20 protein-coding genes and 2 tRNA genes are annotated in these 24,567 nt (G+C 69.6%); 14 read left to right on the top strand and 8 right to left on the bottom strand.

The window, feature by feature from the left end; all coding sequences use genetic code 11:
• Positions 1 to 52: 52 nt before the first annotated feature.
• Together ACFX59_RS08315 and ACFX59_RS08310 are read left to right on the top strand one after the other, a co-directional pair.
• Positions 53 to 898 (top strand): class I SAM-dependent methyltransferase, encoded by an 846-nt coding sequence (locus ACFX59_RS08315; protein ID WP_387431423.1) that lies wholly within the window; start codon positions 53 to 55, stop codon positions 896 to 898.
• 87 nt (positions 899 to 985) lie between these two features.
• A complete protein-coding gene (locus ACFX59_RS08310; RefSeq protein ID WP_387431421.1) occupies positions 986 to 1,612 on the top strand; it encodes a glutathione S-transferase family protein in 627 nt (208 codons plus the stop codon).
• A gap of 60 nt (positions 1,613 to 1,672) precedes the next feature.
• Here ACFX59_RS08310 and ACFX59_RS08305 read toward each other — a convergent pair whose 3' ends face one another.
• Positions 1,673 to 3,004 carry a dicarboxylate/amino acid:cation symporter gene (locus tag ACFX59_RS08305; protein ID WP_387431419.1) on the bottom strand — a complete coding sequence of 444 codons (1,332 nt, stop codon included), beginning with the start codon at positions 3,002 to 3,004 and terminating at the stop codon, positions 1,673 to 1,675.
• 88 nt (positions 3,005 to 3,092) lie between these two features.
• On the opposite strand from ACFX59_RS08305, the gene ACFX59_RS08300 reads away from it, so the two are divergent.
• The 6 genes from ACFX59_RS08300 to ACFX59_RS08275 are packed head-to-tail and all read left to right on the top strand — an operon-like array spanning position 3,093 to position 10,354.
• A complete protein-coding gene (locus ACFX59_RS08300) occupies positions 3,093 to 4,337 on the top strand; it encodes a M24 family metallopeptidase (RefSeq protein ID WP_387431416.1) in 1,245 nt (414 codons plus the stop codon).
• A complete protein-coding gene (locus ACFX59_RS08295) occupies positions 4,334 to 5,011 on the top strand; it encodes a phytanoyl-CoA dioxygenase family protein (RefSeq protein ID WP_387431414.1) in 678 nt (225 codons plus the stop codon). Before ACFX59_RS08300 ends, ACFX59_RS08295 begins: the two co-directional genes overlap by 4 nt.
• Positions 5,011 to 5,307: a hypothetical protein gene (locus tag ACFX59_RS08290; protein ID WP_387431412.1), complete on the top strand. Its 297-nt coding sequence runs from the start codon at positions 5,011 to 5,013 to the stop codon at positions 5,305 to 5,307. The genes ACFX59_RS08295 and ACFX59_RS08290 overlap by 1 nt, the downstream gene beginning before the upstream one ends.
• A gap of 46 nt (positions 5,308 to 5,353) precedes the next feature.
• Positions 5,354 to 8,002, top strand: coding sequence for an alanine--tRNA ligase (gene alaS / locus ACFX59_RS08285; protein WP_387431410.1), 2,649 nt, complete (start codon positions 5,354 to 5,356; stop codon positions 8,000 to 8,002).
• A 49-nt stretch (positions 8,003 to 8,051) separates the two neighbouring features.
• Positions 8,052 to 8,909: a hypothetical protein gene (locus ACFX59_RS08280; protein ID WP_387431408.1), complete on the top strand. Its 858-nt coding sequence runs from the start codon at positions 8,052 to 8,054 to the stop codon at positions 8,907 to 8,909.
• The gene (locus ACFX59_RS08275; RefSeq protein WP_387431405.1) at positions 8,906 to 10,354 is read left to right on the top strand and encodes an MATE family efflux transporter; all 1,449 of its coding nucleotides are present in this window, start codon (positions 8,906 to 8,908) and stop codon (positions 10,352 to 10,354) included. Before ACFX59_RS08280 ends, ACFX59_RS08275 begins: the two co-directional genes overlap by 4 nt.
• A 3-nt stretch (positions 10,355 to 10,357) precedes the next feature.
• Here the strand turns inward: ACFX59_RS08275 and ACFX59_RS08270 are convergent, their stop codons facing one another.
• Positions 10,358 to 11,212 (bottom strand): diacylglycerol/lipid kinase family protein, encoded by an 855-nt coding sequence (locus ACFX59_RS08270; RefSeq protein ID WP_387431610.1) that lies wholly within the window; start codon positions 11,210 to 11,212, stop codon positions 10,358 to 10,360.
• A gap of 103 nt (positions 11,213 to 11,315) precedes the next feature.
• On the opposite strand from ACFX59_RS08270, the gene hemB reads away from it, so the two are divergent.
• Both hemB and ACFX59_RS08260 read left to right on the top strand, forming a co-directional pair.
• Complete coding sequence (gene hemB, locus ACFX59_RS08265) at positions 11,316 to 12,308, top strand: porphobilinogen synthase (RefSeq protein WP_307099433.1); 993 nt, start codon at positions 11,316 to 11,318, stop codon at positions 12,306 to 12,308.
• A gap of 32 nt (positions 12,309 to 12,340) precedes the next feature.
• The gene (locus ACFX59_RS08260) at positions 12,341 to 14,533 is read left to right on the top strand and encodes a hypothetical protein (protein WP_387431403.1); all 2,193 of its coding nucleotides are present in this window, start codon (positions 12,341 to 12,343) and stop codon (positions 14,531 to 14,533) included.
• A 7-nt stretch (positions 14,534 to 14,540) separates the two neighbouring features.
• Here the strand turns inward: ACFX59_RS08260 and ACFX59_RS08255 are convergent, their stop codons facing one another.
• On the bottom strand, positions 14,541 to 15,068 hold the full coding sequence (locus ACFX59_RS08255) for a hypothetical protein (protein WP_387431400.1): 528 nt from the start codon (positions 15,066 to 15,068) through the stop codon (positions 14,541 to 14,543).
• Positions 15,069 to 15,209: 141 nt separating this feature from the next.
• Here ACFX59_RS08255 and ACFX59_RS08250 point away from each other — a divergent pair.
• Positions 15,210 to 15,286 (top strand) — tRNA-Arg (locus ACFX59_RS08250).
• Between the two features lie 34 nt (positions 15,287 to 15,320).
• Positions 15,321 to 15,397: transfer RNA gene (locus ACFX59_RS08245), tRNA-Arg, on the top strand.
• Positions 15,398 to 15,493: 96 nt separating this feature from the next.
• On the opposite strand, the gene ACFX59_RS08240 is transcribed toward ACFX59_RS08245, so the two are convergent.
• The 3 genes from ACFX59_RS08240 to ACFX59_RS08230 form a co-directional block, all read right to left on the bottom strand.
• Positions 15,494 to 16,510 (bottom strand): LLM class flavin-dependent oxidoreductase, encoded by a 1,017-nt coding sequence (locus ACFX59_RS08240; RefSeq protein WP_309702094.1) that lies wholly within the window; start codon positions 16,508 to 16,510, stop codon positions 15,494 to 15,496.
• A gap of 92 nt (positions 16,511 to 16,602) precedes the next feature.
• On the bottom strand, positions 16,603 to 17,301 hold the full coding sequence (locus tag ACFX59_RS08235; RefSeq protein ID WP_387431397.1) for an anti-sigma factor family protein: 699 nt from the start codon (positions 17,299 to 17,301) through the stop codon (positions 16,603 to 16,605).
• Complete coding sequence (locus ACFX59_RS08230; RefSeq protein ID WP_309702098.1) at positions 17,298 to 17,783, bottom strand: sigma-70 family RNA polymerase sigma factor; 486 nt, start codon at positions 17,781 to 17,783, stop codon at positions 17,298 to 17,300. The genes ACFX59_RS08235 and ACFX59_RS08230 overlap by 4 nt, the downstream gene beginning before the upstream one ends.
• 105 nt (positions 17,784 to 17,888) lie before the next feature.
• Here ACFX59_RS08230 and ACFX59_RS08225 point away from each other — a divergent pair, with 105 nt between their 5' ends.
• Together ACFX59_RS08225 and ACFX59_RS08220 are read left to right on the top strand one after the other, a co-directional pair.
• The gene (locus ACFX59_RS08225) at positions 17,889 to 19,151 is read left to right on the top strand and encodes a S8 family serine peptidase (RefSeq protein WP_387431395.1); all 1,263 of its coding nucleotides are present in this window, start codon (positions 17,889 to 17,891) and stop codon (positions 19,149 to 19,151) included.
• 69 nt (positions 19,152 to 19,220) lie between these two features.
• Positions 19,221 to 20,078, top strand: coding sequence for a hypothetical protein (locus tag ACFX59_RS08220; protein WP_387431393.1), 858 nt, complete (start codon positions 19,221 to 19,223; stop codon positions 20,076 to 20,078).
• A gap of 70 nt (positions 20,079 to 20,148) precedes the next feature.
• On the opposite strand, the gene mgrA is transcribed toward ACFX59_RS08220, so the two are convergent.
• Together mgrA and ACFX59_RS08210 are read right to left on the bottom strand one after the other, a co-directional pair.
• Positions 20,149 to 21,225 carry an L-glyceraldehyde 3-phosphate reductase gene (gene mgrA / locus ACFX59_RS08215; RefSeq protein ID WP_387431391.1) on the bottom strand — a complete coding sequence of 359 codons (1,077 nt, stop codon included), beginning with the start codon at positions 21,223 to 21,225 and terminating at the stop codon, positions 20,149 to 20,151.
• An 82-nt stretch (positions 21,226 to 21,307) separates the two neighbouring features.
• Positions 21,308 to 24,493 (bottom strand): TRCF domain-containing protein, encoded by a 3,186-nt coding sequence (locus tag ACFX59_RS08210; RefSeq protein WP_387431389.1) that lies wholly within the window; start codon positions 24,491 to 24,493, stop codon positions 21,308 to 21,310.
• Positions 24,494 to 24,567: the final 74 nt, after the last annotated feature.

Genomic DNA, 24,567 nt, shown 5'->3' with positions numbered 1-24,567 from the left:
GCGGCCCGCCGGAGACGGCGGGCCGTTTTGCTTTGGGGGACGATAGGGGGCGATGACCAGCGGACTGGATTGGAGCGGCCGGGTCGGCGATGTCTGGGCCGAGCAATGGCGTCGCACCGAACGCAGCTTCACCCATCTGACGGCGCATCTCGACGCCGCCATCGCCGCCGTCGCGCCCCAGCGGGGGCGGGCGCTGGATATAGGCTGCGGGGTCGGGTCGACCGGCCTGGCGCTCCGGGCGGCGCGTCCCGAACTGGACGTCGTCGGGGTCGATCTGTCGCCGGAAATGCTGGCCCTGGCAGGGACGCGGGCGGTGGACGTGGAGGGCCGGGGCGGGGCGCTCCGCTTCGTCTGCGGCGACGCGGTGTCGGTCGCCGCGTCCGAGGGGCCGTTCGACCTCTTCGTCTCGCGTCACGGCGTGATGTTCTTTCCCGACCCCGTCGCGGCGTTCACGGGCTTGCGGGCGGCCGCGTCGCCGGGGGCGGCGATGGTCTTTTCCTGCTTCGACGAGCGGGCGCGCAACGGATTTGCGACGCTGGCGGACGAGGCGATCGGCCATTCGCCCGCGCCCGCCGCCGGTTATGAACCGGGCCCCTTCGCCTTTGCCGATTCGCATCGCGTGGGGGCGTGGCTGGAACAGGCCGGATGGGCGCTGGAGGCCGCCGCGCGGGTCGATTTCGAATATGTCGTCGGGCAGGGCGCGACGCCGATCGAGGATGCGGTGGATTTCCTGTCCCGCATCGGCCCGGCGGCGCGAGCGATGTCGACCGCCGGCCCGGATGAGCGGGCGCGGATCGCGGCGGCGTTGCACGAGGGGCTGTCCCATCACCGCACCGGCGATCAGGTGGCCCTGCCGGCCTCCGCCTGGATCTGGCGGGTAAGGGCGGGAGCGGCCTGAGCCATCGGTTCATGGCCGCATTCCGGCGGCCTTTGGGCCTTGCGGTCGGTCTGGCGCGTTACCCCGCCCGCATCATGGGGAACAGGCATGACGATCATCGTCCATCATCTCGAAAATTCGCGGTCGCAACGCATCCTGTGGATGCTGGAGGAACTCGACCTGCCCTATGCGGTGAAACGCTATCGGCGCGACCGCAAGACGATGCTCGCCCCGCGCGAACTGCGTGCGGTGCATCCGCTCGGCAAATCGCCGGTGATCGAGGATGACGGCATGGTGATCGCCGAGACGGGGGCGATCATCGAATATCTGGTCGGCAAGGCCGATGGCCGCCTGGGCCCGCCCGCACACCGCGACGCGGTGCAACGCTGGCGCTTCTGGCTGCATTATGCCGAGGGCTCGCTGATGCCGCCCCTGTTCGTCCTGCTCGTGCTCAGCCGCATTCCCGTGCTGGGCAAGGCGGCGATCAAGCGGTTCATGCCGATGATCGACCGGCATCTCGACTATGTCGAAAGCGAGCTGACCCATTCGCCCTGGTTCGCGGGCGACCAGTTCACCGCGGCGGACATCATCATGAGCTTCCCGCTCGAGGCGGCGCGGGCGCGGGCGGGGCTGGACGAAAGCCGCCCCGCGACGATCGCCTGGCTGGAACGCATCCACGCGCGCCCCGCCTATCAGGTCGCGCTCGCCAAGGGCGGCCCCTATGCCTATGCCTGAGAAGGACAATCCCGCTCGGCCATAGGGGGCAGGGCCGCCCCCGGATGGCGGGCGAGGGGATCAATGCCCCCCGATCTGCCGGAAGCTGTCGGGGGCGGGCTGGGCCAGATGTCCCGACGGCGCGTGGAGCGACTCGACATCGACCGGCTCGGGCGCGTCGAGCGGCCCTTCCCATTTCGCGATGACCGCGCTGGCCACCGCATTGCCGATCACGTTGGTCGCCGACCGGCCCATGTCGAGGAAATGGTCGACCGCCAGGATCAGCAGCAGCCCTGCCTCGGGAATGTGGAACATCGGCATCGTCGCCGCGATCACCACCAGCGAGGCGCGCGGCACGCCCGCAATCCCCTTCGACGTGACCATCAGGACCAGCAGCATGGTGATCTGCTGCCCGATCGACAGGTCGATGCCGTACGCCTGGGCGATGAACAGCGACGCGAACGTCATGTACATCATCGACCCGTCGAGGTTGAACGAATAGCCCAGCGGCAGCACGAAGCTGGCGATGCGCGGCGGCACGCCGAACCGGTCCAGCCCCTCCAGGATGCGCGGATAGGCGGCCTCGGACGAGGCGGTCGAAAAGGCCAGGATCAACGGCGCGCGGATATGCGACAGAAGCTCGCGGATGCGCCCGCCGATGAACAGCGTCGCGACGGCGATCAGCACCACCCAGAGCAGCAGCAGCCCGAGATAGAAGCTGCCCATGAACACCGCGAGATTGCCGATGACCCCCGGCCCCCGCTCGGTCAGCGTGCCCGCAACCGCGCCGAACACGGCCAGCGGCGCCAGGCGCATGACATAATCGGTCACCTGCAACATGACCGCGACCAGCGCATCGACCGCGCGGACCAGCGGCGCGGCGCGTTCGCCGACCGCGGTGATCGCCACGCCCAGGAACAGCGATCCGATGACGATCTGCAACACCTCGTTGGTCGCCATCGCCTCGACCAGCGAGGCGGGGACCAGATGGGTGACGAATTTCTGGAGGTCGAACCCGGTCTTCACCACCCCGCTATCGGCGGTGACGGCGGGCAGCGGCAGGTTCAGGCCGACGCCCGGATGCAGCAGGTTGACCAGGATCATGCCCAGGCTGAGCGAGACGAGGCTGGCCGAGATGAACCAGGCGAGCGAACGAAAACCGATCCGCCCCAATGCCTTGGTGTCGCCCATCTGCGCGATGCCCGAGACCAGGGTGGCGAAGACGAGTGGTGCGATGATCATCTTGATCAGCCGCAGGAACAGGCCGGTGACGATCGCGAAATAGCCGGCGATCGTCTTCAACTCGGCGGCCGCCGCGGCGCTGCCGTCGTCGAGCGACAGGTTGAGCGCCAGTCCGACGACGAGCCCGAGAACCAGCCCGATGAAGATGTACAAGGTCAGCCGCTTGGCCATGCATACCCCAATATAGATTACGCGCGCGAGCCAAGGGCATTGCGGCGCTCAGGTCAAGAATTCTATCGTCGCGGTCATGCAGACTCCGATGTCCCGCCGCGCCGTGCTCGCCGCCGCCGCCCTGCCGCTCCTCGTCCGCCCCGGCCTGTTGCGGGCGGCCGAACCCGATCTGGCGGGGCTGTCCGACATGACCGGCGGTGCGGTGCCGATCGGCGCGCAGGAGCGGGCCCGGCGGCTGTCCCGCGCGCAGGCGCTGATGAAGGCGAACGGTATCGGCGCGATCCTGATCGAGCCGGGATCGACCATGGTCTATTTCACCGGCGTCCAATGGTGGCGCAGCGAGCGGCTGACCGCGGCGATCCTGCCGGTCGAGGGCGAGCCGTGCATCGTCACCCCGTTCTTCGAGGAACCCTCGGTCCGCGAGACGCTGGCGGTGCCCGCCGAGATACGGGTGTGGCAGGAGGACCAGAACCCGCTCGCCATCGTCGCGGGCTTCCTGCGCGACCGCAAGCTGGCGGGCCGTCCGGTGGGGATCGAGGAGACGGCGCGCTTCTTCGCCTTTGACGGGTTGCGACAGGTGTTGCCGAGCGCGCGGCTCGTCTCGGCCAATCCGGTCGTGCGCGGGTGCCGGATGATCAAGGCCCCCGCCGAGATCGCGCTGATGCAACTCGCGACCGATGTGACGATGGCGGCCTATCGCTGGCTCCACCCGCGCGTCGAGGCGGGGATGACCGGCGCGGAGATCGGCGCGCTGATGAGCGCCGCGACGCGCAAGCTGGGCGGCAGTCCGGAGTTCAGCATGGCGTTGATCGGCGAAGCGTCCGCCTATCCGCATGGCAGCCGCCAGGTGCACCGGGTGGCGCAGGGACAGGTCGTGCTGATGGACTGCGGCTGCACGGTGCAGGGCTATCAGTCCGATGTCTCGCGAAGCTGGGTCCATGGCGCGGCGACCGCCGAGCAGCGCAAGGTCTGGGATCTGGTCGCCAGGGGGCAGCAGGTGGCGCGGGCGGCGGCGCGGATCGGCGCCCCGGCGGGCAGCATCGACGACGCGGTGCGGCGGTTCTACGAGGGGCAGGGCTTCGGCCCCGGCTATCGCCTGCCCGGCCTGTCGCACCGGACCGGGCACGGCATCGGCATGGATGGGCATGAGCCGGTCAATCTCGTGCATGGCGAGGCGACGCCGCTGGCGCCCGGCATGTGCTTTTCCAACGAACCCGGCCTGTATCTGCCCGGCAAGTTCGGCATCCGGATCGAGGATTGCTTCCACATGACGGAGAGCGGGCCGGTCTGGTTCTCGACGCCGCCCACCTCGCTCGATACGCCGATCGGATGATCGCCGAACTGGACGCGCGCGGCTATGCCCTTTGGCCGTCGCGACTGGATCGGGGCGAGCTTGCCGAACTGGCCCGGCTTTTCGGTGACTGGCCCGAGGGGCGCCCGGGACAGCGGATCGATCCCGCGCGGGTCGCGCGTCTCGGGGGTGTTCGGCGGCTCTGTGCCGCCATGGTGCCGGTGATCGGCCAGGGCGCGCGACCGGTTCGCGCGATCCTGTTCGACAAGCAGGACGGCGGGAACTGGGCGCTCGGCTGGCATCAGGATCGCACGATCGAAGTGTTGGAGCGGCGAGAGGTCGCGGGCTTCGGTCCGTGGACGGTCAAGCAGGGCCGGGTCCATGTCGCGCCGCCGGTGTCGCTGTTGGAGCGGATGGTGACGGTGCGCCTTCATCTCGATCCGGTCGATGCGGACAATGCGCCGTTGCTGGTCGCGCCGGGGTCCCACCGGCTGGGCCTGATCGCGGAGGATGCCATATCCGGCGTGGTCGACCGACTGGGTGACGATGCCTGTCTGGCCGGGGCAGGCTCGGTGTGGCTGTACCGGACGCCGATCCTTCACGCCTCCGCGCGGTCGGCACCGGGACGACGTCGACGGGTGTTGCAGATCGATCTGTCTGCGGAGAGCTTGCCCGGCGGCCTGTCCTGGAGCACGGATGGCGAAGGGAGGGCATGATGAGCGCCGATGTGATCGTCGCATTGCTGGTCGGGTTCGCCAACGGCCTTCTGGGCACCGCCATTTTCTGCGCCTTTGCCCATTGGCTGCTCGGCCGGGTGTTCGATGTGGCCGATCCGCAATTGTCCGCCTTTCTGTTCGTCCTGGGCCTGACGCTGGGGCGGTTCGAGGATGCGGCGGATATGGCGGGGCATCCGGTCGGGCGGCTGATCGGCGATATGCTGGGTTTCGCTATGATCTGGTATCTGTGGTGGCGTCGTCCGGCGGTCCGGGCCGATGCGATGGAACGCCCCTGACGCGCGGGCGCTTGAGCGCGCGCGAAACCTCGCCTAAGTCGCGTGCATGACCTCGACCAACGACATCCGCCGCGGCTTTCTCGACTATTTCGGAAGCGAAGGGCACCAGATCGTGCCTTCCGCGCCGCTCGTGCCGCAGAACGACCCGACGCTGATGTTCGTGAATGCGGGCATGGTGCCGTTCAAGAACGTGTTCACCGGCCTGGAATCGCGCCCCTATTCGACCGCGACCAGCTCGCAGAAATGCGTGCGCGCCGGGGGCAAGCATAACGATCTGGACAATGTCGGCTATACCGCGCGGCATCACACCTTCTTTGAAATGCTGGGCAATTTTTCGTTCGGCGACTATTTCAAGGAACAGGCGATCACCCATGCCTGGACCCTGTTGACCAAGGTCTGGGGCATTCCGGCCGAAAAGCTGACCGCCACCGTCTATCACACCGATGACGAGGCGTTCGACCTGTGGAAGAAGATCGCGGGTCTCCCCGATCACAAGATCATCCGCATCCCGACCAAGGACAATTTCTGGGCGATGGGCGAGAATGGGCCGTGCGGTCCGTGCTCGGAAATCTTCTACGACCACGGCGACCATATCTATGGCGGCCCTCCCGGCAGCCCGGAAGAGGATGGCGACCGATTCGTCGAGATCTGGAATCTGGTCTTCATGCAGTTCGAGCAGGAAGCCAATGAGATCGTCGGCGAGCTGCCCAAGAAGTCGATCGACACCGGCATGGGGCTGGAGCGGATCGCGGCCGTGCTTCAGGGCGTCCACGACAATTACGACACCGACACCTTCAAGGCACTGATCGCCGCGTCGTGCGAACTGACCCACACCAAGGCCGAGGACGGACAGAAGGCGTCGCACCGCGTGATCGCCGACCATCTGCGCTCGGCCGGGTTCCTGGTCGCCGACGGGGTGCTGCCCGCCAATGAGGGGCGCGGCTATGTCCTGCGCCGCATCATGCGCCGCGCGATGCGGCACGCGCATCTGCTGGGCGCCAAGGAGCCGTTGATGCACCGGCTGGTCCCGGCGCTGGTGTCGGAGATGGGCGCGGCCTATCCCGAGCTGGTCCGCGCGCAGCCGCTGATCGAGGCGACGCTCCGCCAGGAGGAAACCCGCTTCCGCCAGACGCTGGACAAGGGCCTCAAGCTGCTCGACGAGGCGACGGCGGGCATGGCCCCCGGCGCGACGCTGGCGGGTGAGACGGCGTTCAAGCTCTATGATACCTATGGCTTCCCCTATGACCTGACCGAGGACGCGCTGCGGGCGCAGAACCTGTCGGTCGACCGGGCGGGCTTCGACGCCGCCATGGCCGAGCAGAAGCGCGCCGCGCGCGCTGCCTGGAAGGGCTCGGGTGCGAAGGCGTCGGACGATGTCTGGTTCGACATCGCCGAAGAGACGGGCTCGACCGAGTTCCTCGGCTATGCCTCCGACACTGGCGAGGGCGAGGTGCTGGCGCTGGTCAAGGACGGCGCGCGGGTCGACAGCGCGGCGGCGGGCGAGAGCGTCGCGATCATCGTCAACCAGACGCCTTTCTATGGCGAGAGCGGCGGCCAGGTCGGCGATACCGGCACCATCTCCAGCGATGCCGGGCTAAAGGCGGTCGTCACCGACACGTCCAAGCAGCTCGGCCGCGTCTTCGTCCACAATGCCGAAATCCAGGAAGGCGGGATCAAGGTGGGCGACAGCGTGAAGCTGGCGATCGACACCACCCGCCGCGCCGCGATCCGCGCCAACCACTCGGCGACGCATCTGCTGCACGAGGCGCTTCGCCAGCGGCTGGGCACGCATGTCGCGCAGAAGGGCTCGATGGTCGCGCCGGAACGCCTGCGCTTCGACTTTTCGCAGCCGGTCGGCATGACCGCGGACGACATTGCCGAGGTCGAGGCACGCGTGAACGAGCAGGTGCGCGGCAACGGCCCCGTCGTCACCCGGCTGATGACGCCCGACGAAGCGATCGAAATGGGCGCGATGGCGCTGTTCGGCGAGAAGTACGGCGACGAGGTGCGCGTCGTGTCGATGGGCGAGGATGCCGACGGCACCTACAGCCTCGAACTCTGCGGCGGCACGCATGTGAACGCGCTGGGCGAGATCGGCGTGTTCAAGATCGTGTCCGAAGGCGCGGTGTCGAGCGGCGTGCGCCGGGTCGAGGCGCTGACCGGCGAGGGCGCGCGGGCCTATCTCGGCCACCGCGACGATATGCTCAAGGCTGCCGCCGCGACGCTGAAGACCACGCCCGACGAGGTGCCCGCGCGCATCGCGGCTTTGGTCGAGGATCGCCGTCGCCTGGAGCGCGAACTGGCCGAGGCCAAGAAGGCGCTGGCGATGGGCGGCGGGGCCGGAGGGGCTGCCGCCGGACCCGAGCAGATCGGCGATGTCGCGTTCATCGGCCAGGTGCTCGACGGGTTCGAGGCCAAGGGGCTGCGCGGCGCGGTGGACGACGCCAAGCAGCGGCTGGGCGGATCGGGCGTCGCGGTGATGGTCGCGATCAATGACGGCCGCGCCTCGGTCGCGGTGGGCGTCACCGACGACCTGACGGCCCGGCACAATGCGGTCGAGCTGCTGCGCAAGGCGGTGGCGGCGCTGGGCGGGCAGGGCGGCGGCGGCCGTCCCGACATGGCGCAGGGCGGCGGGCCGGACGGCACCAAGGGCGCCGAGGCGGTTCAGGCGGTACGGGACGCACTGGCCGGTTGAACGTAGCCAAAGGGGGGGCAGGTCGATGCGAGGAACGGTTGTTACGTCGTTGGCATGGCTTGCTTCCCTGGGCGGGGCGTCGATCGCCCTGCCGCTGGAGGCGCAGACCGGCGCATTGCCCGCCGATCCGGTCGTGGTGACCGCCCGGCCGCTGCCGCCCCGGCGGGAGACGTTACGCTGGTTCGGCGCGATTTCGGGCTATCCCGATGGCGACGCGCCGCTGTCGCGGCTGACCGAACCCCTGTGCATCGCCAGCTCCGGCCTGGCGGCCAAGGCCGCGCTGCCGGTCGCCGACCGCATATTGGGCCATGCCGAGCGGCTGGGCATTCGGCTGGGCGGCGACAAATGCCGCCCCAATGTCCTGATCCTGTTCGTCGACAATGGCGCGCAGCAGGTCGCATGGCTGATCGATCACCGGCCCGGCATCTTCGGTGACCTCCCCTTCGCCGATGTCCGGGCGATGGCGAAGGACAAGGGCCCGGTCCATGCTTGGCACATGACCGCGATCACCAGCCGCGACGGCGACCAGCTGGTCCCCGGCGCCAACAATATTCCGACCCTCAACATCCCCAGCGCCAGCCGGATCACCCTGCCCACCAAATCGCATATCGCGGCGGCGGTGGTGATGATCGATCGGGACGCGGTGAACGGCAAGACGATCCACCAGATCGCCGATTATGCCACGATGCGCGCGCTGGCGGTCGTCCGGCCGCGCAGGACCGAGGGGATCTCGACGATCCTGACCCTATTCGACGAGCAGGCGGCGCCGGAAGGGCTGACCCCGTTCGACTGGGGCTATCTGCGCGGGCTATATGCGGGGCAGGGCAACCAGAGGCCCGGCTTTCAATATGCGGCGATGGCGCGGTTCGTGGACGAGGAAATCAACGCCGGAGGCAAGACGCCGTGACTGCGCCCAACGGACGCCGGGACCTGACCGCCGGGCCGATCGGCCGCACCCTGTTGCTGTTCGCGCTGCCGACGCTGGGATCGAGCATCCTGCAATCGCTCAACGGCTCGATCAACGCGATCTGGATCGGCCAGTTTCTGGGCGAGCGCGCGCTGGCCGCGACCACGAACGCCAATATCATCATGTTCCTGCTGGTCGCGGCGACCTTCGGCTTCGGCATGGCGGCGACCATCCTGATCGGCCAGAATATGGGGCGCCGCGATATCGATGCGGTGCGCCGGGTGCTGGGATCGGCGCTGGGGCTGTTCGCGGTCATCTCGACCCTGACGGTCGGGATCGGCTGGTGGGCGGCGCCCGCCATCCTGCGCGCGTTGGCGACCCCGGCGGAGGTCTATCCGCTCGCGCTCGCCTATCTGCGGGTGATCTTCGTCGCGATGCCGCCGGGGTTCATCAGCGTGCTGCTGACCATGGCGCTGCGCGGGGTGGGGGATTCGATCACCCCGCTCAAGTTCATGGCGCTGGGTTCGGTGCTCGATGTCGTGCTGAACCCGGTCTTCATCCTGGGGCTGGGGCCCGCCCCGGCGCTGGGGATCGAGGGGTCGGCGGTCGCCACGCTGATCGCCAATGGCGGCTCGCTGCTGGCCCTGGTCGCCTATCTCTATGCCAAGGACCTGGTCATCCGGCTGCGCGGGGCAGAGTGGCGCTATCTGATCCCCACGCCCGCATTGCTGAAGACGATCCTGGTCAAGGGCTTCCCGATGGGGCTCCAGATGCTGGTCGTCTCCACCTCCGCGCTGGCGATGATGGGGCTGGTCAACCGGCACGGCACCGCGACCACGGCGGCCTATGGCGCGGCGAACCAGCTCTGGACCTATATCCAGATGCCCGCCATGGCGGTGGGCGCGGCGGTCAGCGCCATGGCGGCGCAGAATATCGGTGCGGGGCAATGGGACCGGGTGGGCCGGATCACCCAGGCGGGCCTGCGCATGAACCTGCTGCTGACCGGGGCGCTGGTGGTGCTGGTCACCCTGCTCGACCGGCATGTCCTGTGGCTGTTCCTGGGCAGCGAGCCCGGCGCGATCGCCATCGCCGCGCGGATCAACCTGATCGGCGGGTGGAGCTTCATCCTGTTCGGCGTCTCGATGGTCCTGGCGGCGACGGTGCGCGCCAACGGGGCGGTCGTCGGGCCGCTGGTCATCCTGGCCATTTCGATGTTCCCGGTCCGCTTCGGCCTGGCCAATGCCTTCGCGCCGATGCTGGGCGCGGATGCGATCTGGTGGAGCTTCCCGGCGGGCTCGCTCGCCTCGATGCTGATGACGATCGCCTATTACCGGCATGGCGGCTGGCGCAAGGGCAGGCTGGCCCAGGCGACCACCCCGCAGGAATGCGAGGAACAGGCCCTGGCCGAGGGGCAGCCGACCAACAAGGCGATGCCGGTCGGCTGACGATCAGGCCGGGGCCATCACCTCGATGATCCCCGGCGCGATCCTGGCCGTGACGGGCGTGTGCGCCAGCACCTCGCCATCGATCGAGATGGGTAGCGGCGGGATGGTGTTGATCCGGATCGCGCGGCCCCGGAACTCGCGCACCTTTTCCTTGCGATAGTCGCTGCGCAGGATGCTGGCCGCCCAGTTGACGATCAGGCGCCGCTTCACATGGCCGCACACCGCCTGGACCACGATCTCGCCCGAATCGACCGACGCCGACTCCACCAGCTCGGTGCCGCCATGATAGGGCCCGTTGGAGATGCGGACCTCGACCACGCGCAGCCTTTCGCGAGTCCCGTTCTGTTCGACGATCAGGGTGAAGGGGCGGAAGCGCAGGAACTGATAGGCCGCCCAGCCCAAATAGCCCAGCCGCCCCGCCACTTTCTTGAGCTTGTGCGGCACCGTCTCGGCGATCTTGGGGCTCATCCCCATCGCGGCGCAATTGGCGTAATAGTCGTTGTCGATCATGCCCAGGTCGATCCGGCGGGGCTGGCCGGTCCGGATCACCTCCACTGCCCCCTCGATATCGAGCGGAATGTCCAGCGAGCGCGCGAAGCTGTTCGCGGTGCCCAGCGGCAGCACGCCCAGCATCACGTCATGCCCGACCATCAGGTCGACCAGCCCGCTGATCGTGCCGTCGCCGCCGCCCAGGATCAGCAGGTCGGGCTTGGCCGCCAGCAGTTCGCGGACGGTGGGCTCCAGATCCTCCGGATCCTCGACCGCGCGCGCATCGACCGGATAGGGCAGGCCCGACATGGCCTTACAGGCCCGCTCGAACAGTGCCTGTCCGCGCCGCGACTTGGCGTTCACCACCATCGCCGCCGATCGTATCTCTCTCAAGACGGATTTCCTTTCGCCCCCGGAACGCTTGCATGCAACGCTTGGCAAGCGCGGTCCGATCCCCCAAATGCGGACAATCATGACGGCATCATACCCTGCGCTTCGCCTTCGCCGCACCCGAGCTTCCCAGTGGAGCCGGCGGCTTCACGCCGAAACGGTGCTGACCCCGGCCGATCTGATCTGGCCGCTGTTCGTGACCGAGGGGCAGGGGGTGGAGGAACCGATCGCCAGCCTGCCCGGCGTGTCGCGCTGGTCGCTCGACGGCATCGTGGCGCGGGCGCGCGAGGCGGCGGACCTGGGCATTCCCTGCCTGGCGCTGTTCCCCAACACCCCCTCGCACCTGCGCACCGATGACGGGCGCGAGGCGCTGAACCCCGACAATCTGATGTGCCGCGCGATCGCGGCGATCAAGGATGCGGTGCCGGACATCGGCGTGCTGACCGACGTCGCGCTCGATCCCTATACGACGCATGGCCATGACGGGCTGGTCGATGCGGCGGGCTATGTCGTCAACGACCGCACCGCCGACGCATTGGTCCAGCAGGCGCTGACCCAGGCGCGCGCGGGCTCGGACGTGATCGCGCCGTCGGACATGATGGACGGCCGCATCGGGCTGATCCGCGCGGCGCTGGAGGCCGAGGGCTTCGTAAACGTCCAGATCATGGCCTATGCCGCCAAATATGCCAGCGCCTTTTACGGCCCGTTCCGTGACGCGGTGAACACGCGCGGGCTGCTGAAGGGCGACAAGCGCACCTATCAGATGGACTCCGCCAATGCCGAGGAGGCGCTGCGCGAGGTCGCGCTCGATCTGGCCGAGGGCGCGGACAGCGTGATGGTCAAGCCGGGCCTGCCCTATCTGGACATCATCCGCCGCGTGAAGGACGAATTCCGCGTGCCGACCTTCGCCTATCAGGTGTCGGGCGAATATGCGATGATCGAGACGGCGGTGGCGGCGGGCGCGGCGGACCGCGATGCGATGGTGCTGGAGACGCTGATGGCGTTCAAGCGCGCCGGATGTTCGGGCGTGCTGACCTATCATGCCGCCCATGCCGCCCGGCTGCTGAACGGCTGAGCCGGACCATCGCCATTTCCCGGTCCGGCCGCTTGCCCGCGCTACTGGTGCGCGCGCTGTTCGTGGCGACGATCCTGACGGGATCGTTCCTGCTGTTCCTGGTCCAGCCGATGGTCGCGCGCATGGCGCTGCCCCGGCTGGGCGGCGCGCCCGCCGTCTGGAACTCAGCGATGCTGGTCTATCAGGCGCTGCTGCTCGGCGGCTATGCCTATGCCCATGCGCTGGGCCGATGGCGGCCGCGGGTGCAGGCGGCGGTTCATGTCGGGGTGCTGGCGGCGGCGGCCTTGTGGCTGCCGATCGGGCTGATCGCGGTCGACCTGCCCGCCAATGCCGAGCCGACCTTGTGGGTGCCCTGGCTGCTGGGCCTGTCGATCGGGCCGCTGTTCTTCGCGGTGTCCGCGCAGGCGCCGCTGATCCAGCGCTGGTTCGCGCTCGCCGCGCCGGGGCGTGACCCTTATGTGCTCTACGCGGCCTCCAATCTGGGGAGCTTTGCGGGGCTGATCGCCTATCCGCTGCTGGTCGAGCCCGCCATGGCGCTGCGGGGGCAGAGCCTGATGTGGAGCATCGGCTATGGGCTGCTCGCCTGCCTGGTGCTGGCCTGCGCGGTGCGACTGCCCGCGACCGGGCAGAAGGCCGAGGGCATCCCCACGCCGACGCCCGCACCCGGATGGCGGCGGCGCGCGCTGTGGACCGCACTGGCGGCGGTCCCGTCGGGGCTGGTGCTGGCGACCTCGACCTATATCACCACCGACATCGTCGCGATGCCGCTTTTATGGGTGTTGCCGCTGGGGCTCTATCTGTTGAGCTTCATCATCGCCTTTGCCGCGCGGCGCGGAGTCGCGGACATGCTGACCCGGATCGCGCCGGTCACGCTGCTGCTGTTCGGCGGGGTCATCATGGGCGGCTATCCGCAGCGGCCCTATTTCAACGTCGTCGTCGCGCTGATGCTGTTGTTCATGGTGTCGGTCGCGCTGCACACCGCGCTGTACCGGGCGCGACCCGCGGTCGACCGGCTGACGGGCTTCTATCTGTGGATGGCGGTCGGCGGGGCGCTGGGCGGCGTGTTCACGGGTCTCCTGGCGCCGGTGCTGTTCGACTGGACCTATGAGTATCCGCTGCTGATCCTGGCGGCGGGGATGCTGATCCCGCAGCAGTTCATGACCGCCTCCTTGCGAGACCTGTGGCGGCGGCATCGCCGGACCATGCTGGTCGCGCTGGCGATCGTGGTGGGCGTGCTGCTCGACCTGCGGCTGGTCGGTTCTTCGGCCTGGTTCGGCGAGGAGCGGCAGGGCCTGGCGTTCCTGGTCATCGCGGCGCTGGGCTTCCTGACGATCGGCGCGCGGACGGGGTTCGTCCTGCTGCTGGCGGGGGCGCTGGTGCTGTTCGGCGGCTATCGCGCGCTGTCCCTGTCGATGGAGCGCGACGCGCGGATGCGCAGCTATTTCGGCGTCTATACGGTTCGCAACGGGCCGGGCTATCGCGAGCTGGACCATGGGGCGACCGTGCATGGCATCCAGCTGCGCGGCTCGGCGGAGCGGGAGCGGACGCCGACCACCTATTACGCCCCCTATTCCGGGGTTGGCCGCGCGATGCGCGCGGCGCCCTCGCTTTACGGTCCGGGCGCGCGGATCGGGGTCGTCGGATTGGGGACGGGGACGCTGGCCTGCTATGCCCGGCCGGGGCAGCATTGGCGCTTCTACGAGATTGATCCGGTCATCGTCCGCATCGCGCGCGACACCGGCCAGTTCACCTATCTGCGGCGGTGCCAGCCCGATCCGGTGATCCGCATCGGCGATGCGCGGATCCGGCTGGCGGCGGAGGCCCCGGACAGCCTCGATCTGCTGGCGCTCGACGCCTTTTCATCCGACGCGGTGCCCGCGCATCTGCTGACGCGCGAGGCCTTTGCGACCTATGCCCGGGTGCTGTCCCGCCGGGGGCTGCTGCTGATCCATATCTCCAACCGCTTCGTCGATCTGGAGCCGCTGGTCGCGGCGGCGGCGCGCGATGGCGGATGGGCGGTGCGCAAGCTGGCCTATGCGCCCACCGACCTGGACCGAGAGGCGGAGGCGACCGGATCGGTCTGGCTGGCGCTGTCCCGCGATGCGGACATGCTGGCCCGGCTGGCGGCGCAGGGGGGCGACTGGCGCCGGGTCGCCGCGCCCAGGGGGCTGGCCGCCTGGACCGACGATTATTCGACGGTCCTGCCCTTCATCCGCAACTTCTGAGCGACGTTCAGCCTGCGGGCAGGCTGGCCGACAGGGCCTTGATCTGTTCGCCCTGCCGCGTGTTCGCCTCGACCGCGCGCGTCCTGAGCGCGGTGAGCGCGGGATAGTCCGCCTCCAGCGCCGCCGCGCGCGCGATCGCCCGGTCGTCAATCTCGGTCAGCAGGCCCGAGGTGCGCGCCCGGATCTCGTCGAGTGCGGCAAGGTCGGTCTGCGCGGTCAGCCAGGCATCGCTGCCCACCGTCTGCCCGCGCGCCTTGGCGGCGCTGGCCCGCGCCTGGTCATAAGCCTTGGCGAATTCGTCCTGGATGCCGTCCAGCCGCCCGGCCAGCTGTGCGATCTGCGCATCGAGCGCGGGGTTGGGCCTGGCCTCGGGCGTTTCCACCTCGGGCTCGGCAAAGCCGCGCTTCTCGACCGGCCGCACCGCCAGCGAGGGATAGGCGCCGGTGTCGCGCGAACATCCCCCCAACAAACCGGCGGACATCAGGCCGAGTGCGAGGAGGGGGCGGGCGGTCTTGCGAAAGCGGAACTGGGTCATCGTCGCCCATCCTAGCCGTGGAAGCATCCGGTGGAAAATGCCCGGCACGGCAAAGCAGACCCGATTGCAAGAAAATGTGGATAACTGTTTTTTGTATATTGCCACGATCGGAAACCGCTTCTATCAGCCCACCTCCACAGCGCGCCCGTAGCTCAGCTGGATAGAGCATCAGACTACGAATCTGAGGGTCGGACGTTCGAATCGTTCCGGGCGCGCCAGTGGATCACATAACAGGTCTTCACGGCCTTATGCGCGCCCGTAGCTCAGCTGGATAGAGCATCAGACTACGAATCTGAGGGTCGGACGTTCGAATCGTTCCGGGCGCGCCATTTCTTCCCACATCGCCGGTATCGCCACCCCGCCGGGGGCCAGTCGTCGCGCGCCAGCGCCGACGCAGCCATGGGCCGCGCCGACGCCGATGCGGCTCAGCGCCAGCCGAGCGCGGGCGCGATGTGGCGCAGGATGTTCTCGATCACATGCGCGTTATACGCCACGCCCAGCTGGTTGGGCACGGTCAGCAGCAGCGTGTCCGCCTCGGCAATGGCTTCGTCGGCGCGGAGCTGTTCGATCAGCCGTTCGGGCTCGTCGGCATAGGATCGGCCGAAGACGGCGCGCATATTGTCGATGATGCCGACCTGATCCTGGCTGTCGTCGCGGCCGAAATAGGCGCGGTCCTGGTCGGTGGTCAGCGCGAAGATCGAACGCGAGACCGACACGCGCGCGGGACGGGCATGGCCCGCCGCCGCCCAGGCCTCGCGATAGGCGCGGATCTGCCTGGCCTGCTGGACATGGAAGGGCTCGCCGCTCTCATCGGCCTTCAGGGTCGAGCTTTGCAGGTTCATGCCGCGCTGCGCCGCCCAGATCGCGGTCGCGTTGGAGGCCGAGCCCCACCAGATCCGGTCGCGCAGGCCCGGCGAATGCGGCTCCAGCCGCAACAGGCCCGGCGGGTTGGGGAACATCGGGCGCGGATTGGGCTTGGCGAAACCCTGGCCTTTCAGCAGGTGCAGGAAGACCTCGGCATGGCGACGGCCGAGATCGGCATCGCTCTCGCCCTGGGCGGGGCCATAGCCGAAATGCCGCCAGCCCTCGATCACCTGTTCGGGCGAACCCCGGCTGATGCCCAATTGCAACCGGCCGTTGCCGATCAGGTCCGCCGCGCCCGCATCCTCGACCATGTAGAAGGGATTTTCGTAGCGCATGTCGATGACGCCGGTGCCGATCTCGATCCGCGAGGTCCGCGCGCCGACGGCCGCGAGGAGCGGGAAGGGTGAGGCGAGCTGCTGCGCGAAATGGTGCACGCGGAAATAGGCGCCGTCGGCGCCCAGTTCCTCGGCGGCGACCGCCAGGTCGATCGACTGGAGCAGCACGTCCTGCGCCGAGCGGGTGGCCGACTGGGGCGAGGGCGACCAATGGCCGAACGACAGGAATCCGATCTTCTTCATGCCCCCAAGATAGCGCGGGCATGGCCGCCTTGCACGGGGGGCTGGGGCACCGATCGGGAAACGCTGGGTTTTCCCGATCGGCGTAACCGGGGCTATCGGGTGCGCCAGCCCCGGTCGAGCGCCGCCCGCTCGCCATCGCGGTCGAGCGGCATGTCGGCCATCATGTCCTGCGCCGCCGCCATCAGCGCGGCGTCGGAGGAGCCCGCCTGCGCATAGCCGCCGCCGCGCTCGGGCGTGCTGCCCGGCATGGTTCGCTCCAGCGCCCAGCCGCGATCGGTGCGACAGGCGATGCCGTCGGCGGCGGCGGACTGGAAGACACGGCAATAGCCATTGTCCCGATTGCGGAAGCTGACCGCGATCCGCACCGCACCCGCCGCCCCGCTGGGCTGTCGGTCGAGCGCCTTCGCCAGCGACCCGGCGGCATAGAGCCCGTCGGCATTCGCGGCAACCGGCCCCTGGTCCACCCGCTGCCCCAGCACGACGCCGATCACGAGACAGGCCGCCATCGCCGCGACCGAGCGCCACGGGGCCCCGGCCCAGCGCGACGGCGCGGGCGCGCGGGTCGGCAGGGCGACGACATTGGACCGCAGCAGCGCGGCCAGCCGGTCGGGCACGGGCTCGTCGGCGACCGGGGCATAGGCGCCCGACAGCGTCGCGCGGAGCCGCCGGTGCCGCGCCACCTCCTCGCCCAGCGCGGGATCGGCGGCGATGGCGGCCTCGACGCGCTTGGCGGTCAGCGGATCGAGCGCGTCGTCGGCATAGGCCATCAGCATTTCGGGTTCGATCGTCATGCCGCTTCTCCCAGCCGCGCCATCAGCGCCTGTCGCCCACGCACCAGCCGCGAGGTCAGGGTGCCCATCGGAATATCGAGTATCTCCGCCGCCTCCTTATAGGCCAGCCCTTCGACCAGGACGAGCGCCACCGCCTCGCGCTGTTCGTCGGGCAGGGCGCGCATCGCCGCCTCCACCTCGGTCAGCGCGACATGCGCCTCCGCGGCGCCCGGCGCGCCGACGCCCATCCCGGCATCCTCCGCGATGAAGGTCTCGGACGCGCGACGGCGGGCGCGGGCGGTGTCGATCCAGGCGTTGCGCATGATGCGGTACATCCAACTGTCCAATCGCGTTCCCGGCTGCCAGGACGAGCGGGCGAGCAACGCCTTCTCGATCGTGACCTGTGCCAGATCGTCGGCATCGGCCGCGTCATGGGTGAGCGATCGCGCGAACCGCCGCAGACGCGGCAGCAGGGCCAACAACTCCTGTTCGAACGCAGCCAAGCCTGATTCCTTGTTTGTCAGGATGAAACGGGTGAGGATCGTCGTTTAATCCATGTCAGTGGCGATTTTGGCAATGGGGCCGGTTTCGGCGATGGGAGCGTGACGATGCGGCCGGTGATGATGGGGCTGGTGCTGGTGGCGGGCATGACGGCATGGGGGGCGGCCTCGGCACAGCTGCTGCCGGGCCTGCCCTCGCTGCCCGCCATGCCGGGGATCGGCGGCGGCCTGCCCGACATTCCCGGCCCCGATACGATCCTGTCCGAAGTCGGCCGCGTGTCGCGCGCGACGGTGGCACGGCTGGACGCAGCGCGGCGGGCGGCGTTCGCACAGCTGGTCCGCGACCACCCCGATGCGATCGTGCTCGATCCGCAGGGCTTTCCGGCGCGTGCGGGCGAGGTGGTGGTCGATTCGCCCAGCGAGGCGCTGCTGAACGCGGCGGCGCGGTCGGGATATGGCGTGATCGCGCGCGAGGATGTGCTGGGCGTCGGCTTCGTGCGGTTGCGGCTGCCGCCGGGGCGGTCGCTGAAGGCCGCGCTGGACGAACTCCGCGCGCTGGGGGGAGAGGTCAGCGCGGACCAGCTCCACCTGCCCAGCGGTGGCGGCCGCGCCCTCGCGATGATGCCGCTGGCGCAGCGCGGCGGGCAGGGGACGCTGGTCGGCGTGATCGATGGCGGGGTGGAAGGCGCGGCGGTGACGCAGGGTTTCGCGGCCGGTGCGCCGCGCGCCAACGACCATGGCACGGCGGTCGCCTCGCTGATCGCGGGCGGGCATGGCATCACCGGGTCGCTGCCGGGGGCGCGGATCGCCTCGGCCGATGTCTATGGCACCGATCCGGCGGGCGGCAACGCCACCGCCATCGCCCGCGCGCTGGGCTGGATGGTGCAGCAGGGGGTGTCGGTCGCGACGATCAGCCTGGTCGGCCCCGCCAATCCGCTGCTGGCGCGGGTGGTCGCGGCGGCACGGGCGCGCGGGCTGGTGATCGTCGCGGCGGTCGGAAACAACGGCCCCGCCGCGCCCCCGGCCTATCCGGCCTCCTATCCGGGCGTCATCGCGGTCACCGCCGTCGATGGCCGGAACCGGCGACTGATCGAGGCGGGGCAGGCGAGCCATGTCGATTATGCCGCGCCGGGGGCCGATATGCTGGCGACGGGCGTGGGCGGGCGGCGGTTCAAGGTGCGCGGAACCTCCTTTGCCGCCCCGCTGGTCGCCGGGCGGATCGCCGCACTCTATCCGCGCCTCGATCCCGGCGCCATCGCGGCGGCGCTGGCGCGGGTCGACGCCTCGGCGGAGGATCTGGGGCCGCGCGGACAAGATAAATTCTTTGGTCGTGGAATGGTTTGCGGCGATTGCCGCACATTTTCGCGATAAATTCGACAGCCGCCGGGATTAAACCCCGATGGCGCGCCGTTGTCTCCGCAGAAGAAAAGGAGAATGACGATGAAGACGCTTCTGTCCAGCACCGCGATGCTTGCCGTGGCTCTGATCGCGGCCCCCGTATCGGCACAGCTGCTTGGGGGCAGCGGAGGGCTTGGCGGCGGCCTGGGTGGTGCGCTCGGCGGGGCGACCGGCACCCTAAGCGGGGCTGCGGGCGGTACGCTGAACGGCACGCTGGATCAGGGCCGGATCGCCACCGAGGGCGCGACCCGCGCGCGCGGTTCGGTCCGCGCCGATCGCGCCGTCGACACCCGTCGCGGCCGCGTGTCAGCCTCGGGCAATGCCTCGGGCGGATCGACGCTCGATAACGCCACGCGGATCGGCGGCGCTTCGGGTGGCGGTAATGGCTCGGCCTCGGGCTCGGTCGGCGGCGGGGTCGATGCGCAGTTGGTCGGCACCGACGCGGTTCGCGACGCCGCCGGTCGCGGGGTGAATGCGGTGGGCCGGGTCGCCGACGGCGCGCGCAGCACAGCGGGCGCGGTGGAGCAGCGGGTGCGCGGCACGGCCGCCGGCCTGACGGAGCGTGCATCGAACCTCGGCACTATCGGCGGCAGCGCGGCCGGATCGGGTTCGGCCTCGGGCGGCAACGGCCTGTTGTCGGGCAATCTCGCTCTGGCCGGTAGCGGCGCGGCACGCAGCGGCGGCTTCCCGGTCAATCCCGGCATGGCGGTGACCGATGCCAAGGGGCGTGCGATCGGCGCGGTCCAGTCGGTCCGCACCAATGCGCAGGGCGCGGTCGACCGGGTGCTGGTGAAGGTCGGCAACCGGGTCGCCGACCTGCCCGCCGCCAATTTCTCGGGATCGGGACAGGTCCTGGTCTCGGCGATGGGCAAGGGCGCGGTGAAGAACGCCGCCGAGTAAGCGCCACCTCTGCTCAAGCGATGCGCCCGGTCCCACGGCCGGGCGCATCCTTATATATTGGGGCCGTATCTCAGGCAGGCACCCCTTGTGCGGCGGGCAGGGTGACGATGTCCGAGGATTCGGCCCATAGGTTGATGCCGCCATCCTCCGCCGCGCGGTCGATCGCGCCTTGCTCTTCCGGCGAGAAGTCGAGGTTTTTCACCGCATCGAGCGAGTCGTCCAGCTGCTCGACGGTGCGCGCCCCGATCAGCGCCGAGGTGATCCGGGGATCGCGCAGGACCCAGGCGATCGCCATTTGTGCCAGCGTCTGGCCTCGCGCCTCCGCAATCGCGTTCAGCCGCCGGATCGCGGCCAGATTGTCTTCGGTCAGCAATGTCTCGGACAGCGATCCGCCCCGGCTGGCCCGCGCATCCTGCGGCACGCCGTTCAGATATTTGGCGGTCAGCATCCCCTGCGCCAGCGGCGAGAAGGCGATGCAGCCCGTGCCTAGTTCCTCCAGCGTGGCCAGCAGCTCGCGCTCGATCCAGCGATTAAGGATCGAATAGCTCGGCTGGTGGATGAACAGCGGCACCTTCTCCTCCGCCAGCAGCGCCGCCGCCCGCCGGGTCAGTCCGGGTTCGTAGGAGGAAAGACCGATATAGAGCGCCTTGCCCTGCCGGTGCAGCTGGACGAGCGCGCCGACCGTTTCCTCCAGCGGGGTGTCGGGATCGACCCGGTGCGAATAGAAGATGTCGACATAGTCCAGGCCCATCCGCTTCAGGCTCTGGTCGCAGCTGGCGATGAGATATTTCTTGGACGAGCCGATATCGCCATAGGGGCCGGGCCACATGTCCCAGCCCGCCTTGGTCGAGACGATCAGCTCGTCGCGATGCGCGGCGAAATCGCTGGCGAGGACGCGGCCGAAGTTCTCCTCCGCCGATCCGTAAGGCGGGCCGTAATTGTTCGCCAGGTCGAAATGGGTGACCCCCCGGTCGAAGGCGCGGCGCAGGATTGCCCGGCCGGTCTCGAACACGTCGGCGCCTCCGAAATTCTGCCATAGTCCCAGGCTGATCGCGGGCAGCTTCAACCCGCTTCGCCCGCAGCGGCGATAGGGCATGCGACCGTCATAGCGCGCCGGATCGGCGGCATAGGGGGCGGGGAAGGGCATCGGGATCATCCTCTTTGACTTTGGCGGCCAGGATTAGGCGGCCGCGCGCGCGCCGCCAATCGCCTGGGATAAGCGGCGGCCTTTATCCGAGCAGCGTCGCCAGCCGCTCCAGCCGCTCGGTCGGGTCGTCATGGCGCTCCTTCAGCAGATAGCGGCCGTCCTTCTCGACCAGCCCCTCCACCTGCGCCAGATCGGCATCCTCGCCATGCGGGGTCAACGCGATCGCGGCCGGACCGGCATCGATGCGTGCGATGCCCAGTTCCCGCATCCGCTCGCGCAGCCGGGCGGTGGCCAGCAGGATGCGCGCATCCTCGGGCAAAGTGCCGAACCGGTCCTCCAGCTCCGCCTCGAACCCGTCGATCGCCGCATCGTCGCGCAGCCGACCCAGCCGGGCATAAAGCGAGATGCGCAGATCCTCATCGGGTATCCAGTCCTCGGGCAGCCGCCCCTCGACCCCCAGACGCAGGTCGGGCGTCCAGCGCTCGACCGTTTCGCCGCGCGCGGTGCGCAGCGCATCCTCCAGCAGTTGCTGGTACAGCTCGACGCCGATCAGCCGCATATGCCCGGCCTGGGTATCGCCCAGCAGCTCGCCCGCGCCGCGCATGTCGAGGTCGCGCGCGCTGATCGCAAACCCCGCCCCCAGCCGGTCGAACGCCTCGAGCGTGCGCAGCCGCTTCAGGGTGCGCGGGGCGATGGCGTCCTCCGCCTCGGTGAACAGCAGCACCTGGCCCCGCCGATGACCGCGCCCGACCCGGCCGCGCAGCTGGTGGAGCTGGGACAGGCCGAAGCGATCGGCATGGACGATCGCCATGGTGTTGGCGCGGGGGACGTCCAGCCCCGCCTCGATGATGTTGGTCGCCAGCAGCACGTCGCCATCGCCCCGACCGAAGCGAACCATCACGTCATCGATGTCGGCGGCGGGCAATTTGCCATGGGCATGGAGGATCTCCAGCTCGGGGACCAGCGTGGCCAGCCGCTCGGCCAGCGGGGCCATGTCGGCGATGCGCGGCACCACGACGAAGCTCTGTCCGCCGCGCGACCGTTCGCGCAGCAGCGCGGCGCGCAGCGTCTCGGGCGAGAAGCGCGACACCGCCGTGCGGATGGGTTGCCGCCGCGCCGGTGGCGTCGCGATGATCGACAGTCGCCGCAAGCCGACCAGCGCCGATTGCAGCGTGCGGGGAATGGGGGTGGCCGACAGGGTCAGGACATGACCGGCGGACAGTTCCTGCAGCCGCGCCTTGTCGCCCGCGCCGAACCGCTGTTCCTCGTCGACGATCACCAGCGCCAGGTCCCGATAAGCGACGCCCTTGCCCGCCACCGCGCCGGTGCCGATCACTACCCGGATGCTGCCATCGGCCAGCCCCGCCTTGACGCGGCGCTTCTCGGCGGCGGTCGACAGGCGCGACAGCCCGGCGACGGTGACGCCGGTCCCCTCGAACCGCGCGGTAAAGCTGTCGAGATGCTGGCGGGCCAGCACCGTGGTCGGCGCGGCGAGCGCGACCTGGCGGCCCGCGAGCGCGGCGATGGCGGCGGCGCGCAATGCGACCTCGGTCTTGCCATAGCCGACATCGCCGACCACCAGTCGGTCCATCGGCCGCCCGGAGGCAAGGTCGGCGCGCACCGCCTCGATCGCGGTCAGCTGGTCGGGGGTTTCGCTGAACGGGAAACCGGCGGCGAAACGCTCATAGTCGGCCACCGGCGGATCGAGCACCGGGGCATGACGCTCGGCCCGGTCCGCCGCCATATCGGTCAGCTGGCGGGCGGTCTGCGCGATCGCGGCGTCGATGTCGCCGCGCCGCTCCTGCCAGCTCTTGCCGTCCAGCGTGTCGGGCCTGACCACGTCGTCCTCGCCGCCATAGCGCCACAGCCGATCGGCCTCGGCGACCGGGACCAGACGGGTCGCGGACTTGGCATAGACCAGCTTGATCGCATCGCCCTGCACCCCGTCCTGCCCGTCGAGCGGGACGATGCCCGCCACCGTCGCGATGCCATGATCCTCATGGATGACGGTATCGCCGACGCGGATCTCGGCGGTCTGGATCAGCGACAGGTCGACATGCGGCGTGCCGCCGTCGCCGCGATCGGCGCGACTGCCCAGCAGGTCGGCGGCGGCGATGGCGATGATCCCCTTGCGCCGGAACCCCCGCTCGGCCGGAGCGACCAGGGTCAGCAGCGAGCCCCGTCTGGCCCTGGTCGCCTGTCGCCAGCCCTCGACCCGCTTCGCCTCGGCCTTCAGGACATGGTCGACGCGGCGCCCCAGGAAGCGAAGATCGCGCTCGCTGCCGATCAGCACGACCCGGTCCCCGGCGTCGAGCGCGGGGCGGGCGAGCCTGGCGAAGTCGCGTAGCGGCGCGCGCGTCTCGACGAAGCGGGGCGGCTCCTCGCCATCGCGCGGGATGGTGGCGGTGCGGCGCCCAGCCAGCGCGTCTTTCCAGGCCGCGTCACCGATCATGTCCCGCGCGGCGCGCTTCGAGCCGCGCCTGGCGACATCGGCGCTGAGCAGCAGCAGACGGCGGCGCCGCTCGTCCGCGCCCGGCTCGACGATGACCAGCGCATCGGGCAGATGGTCCAGCAGGCTGCTGGTTCGGTCGCCCTGCACCGGCTCCGCGACGCGGCCGAGTTCGCGCCGGGCGATATCGCCGGTGCTGCGCTGGTCGGCGGGGTCATAGGCGCGGATCGCCACGATCCGGTCGTCGCCGACCTCGATCCGCAGCGGCTGTTCGGCATCGGCGGGAAAGATGTCGAGGACCTGCCCGCGCAACGCGATCTCGCCGGGTTCGTCCACCCGCTCGTCGGCGACATAGCCCAGGTCGATCAGCGTCGCATACAACGCGGCCAACTCGCATGGCTCGCCCGTCGCGACGCAGGGCGGTTCGGCATCGAAGGTCGCGGGCGAGGGCAGGGGCTGTGCCAGCGCCTCGCCCGAGGTGACCAGCGCGATCCGGCCCCGCCTGGGCTGCGCCAGCGCCACCCGCACGCCGTGAAGCGCGGAGACGCGCTGGCCGACATTGGCGGGGGAGGCGGGGGCGTCGTCACCGGGTAGCGCATCCGATCCGGGACAGAACAGCACCGTCGCGTCGGGCGCCATCGCGGCCAGCATCCGCGCGACCGCAATGGCGCGCGTCTCGTCGGTGACGGCGAGGAGGACATCGTCCTTCGCCAGATGCCCGGCGACGCCCGCCGCCAGTTCGGCGATGCCGAGCAGGGGTATGGGGCCGTCGCCGACCGGCGGCATGGTGGCGATCTGGGTGTCGGACAGCTTGCGCACGGACGATGGCATCCCCTGAAATTGCCAGTTCCGAACGGGCGGGGTGCGGCGTCGTTCCGTGACGGATCAGGCAT

Origin of the sequence: Sphingomonas sp. NCPPB 2930, from assembly GCF_042867205.1 — a bacterium.
Classification (GTDB): Bacteria; Pseudomonadota; Alphaproteobacteria; order Sphingomonadales; family Sphingomonadaceae; genus Sphingomonas.
This window is presented reverse-complemented; position numbering and strand designations above follow the sequence as displayed.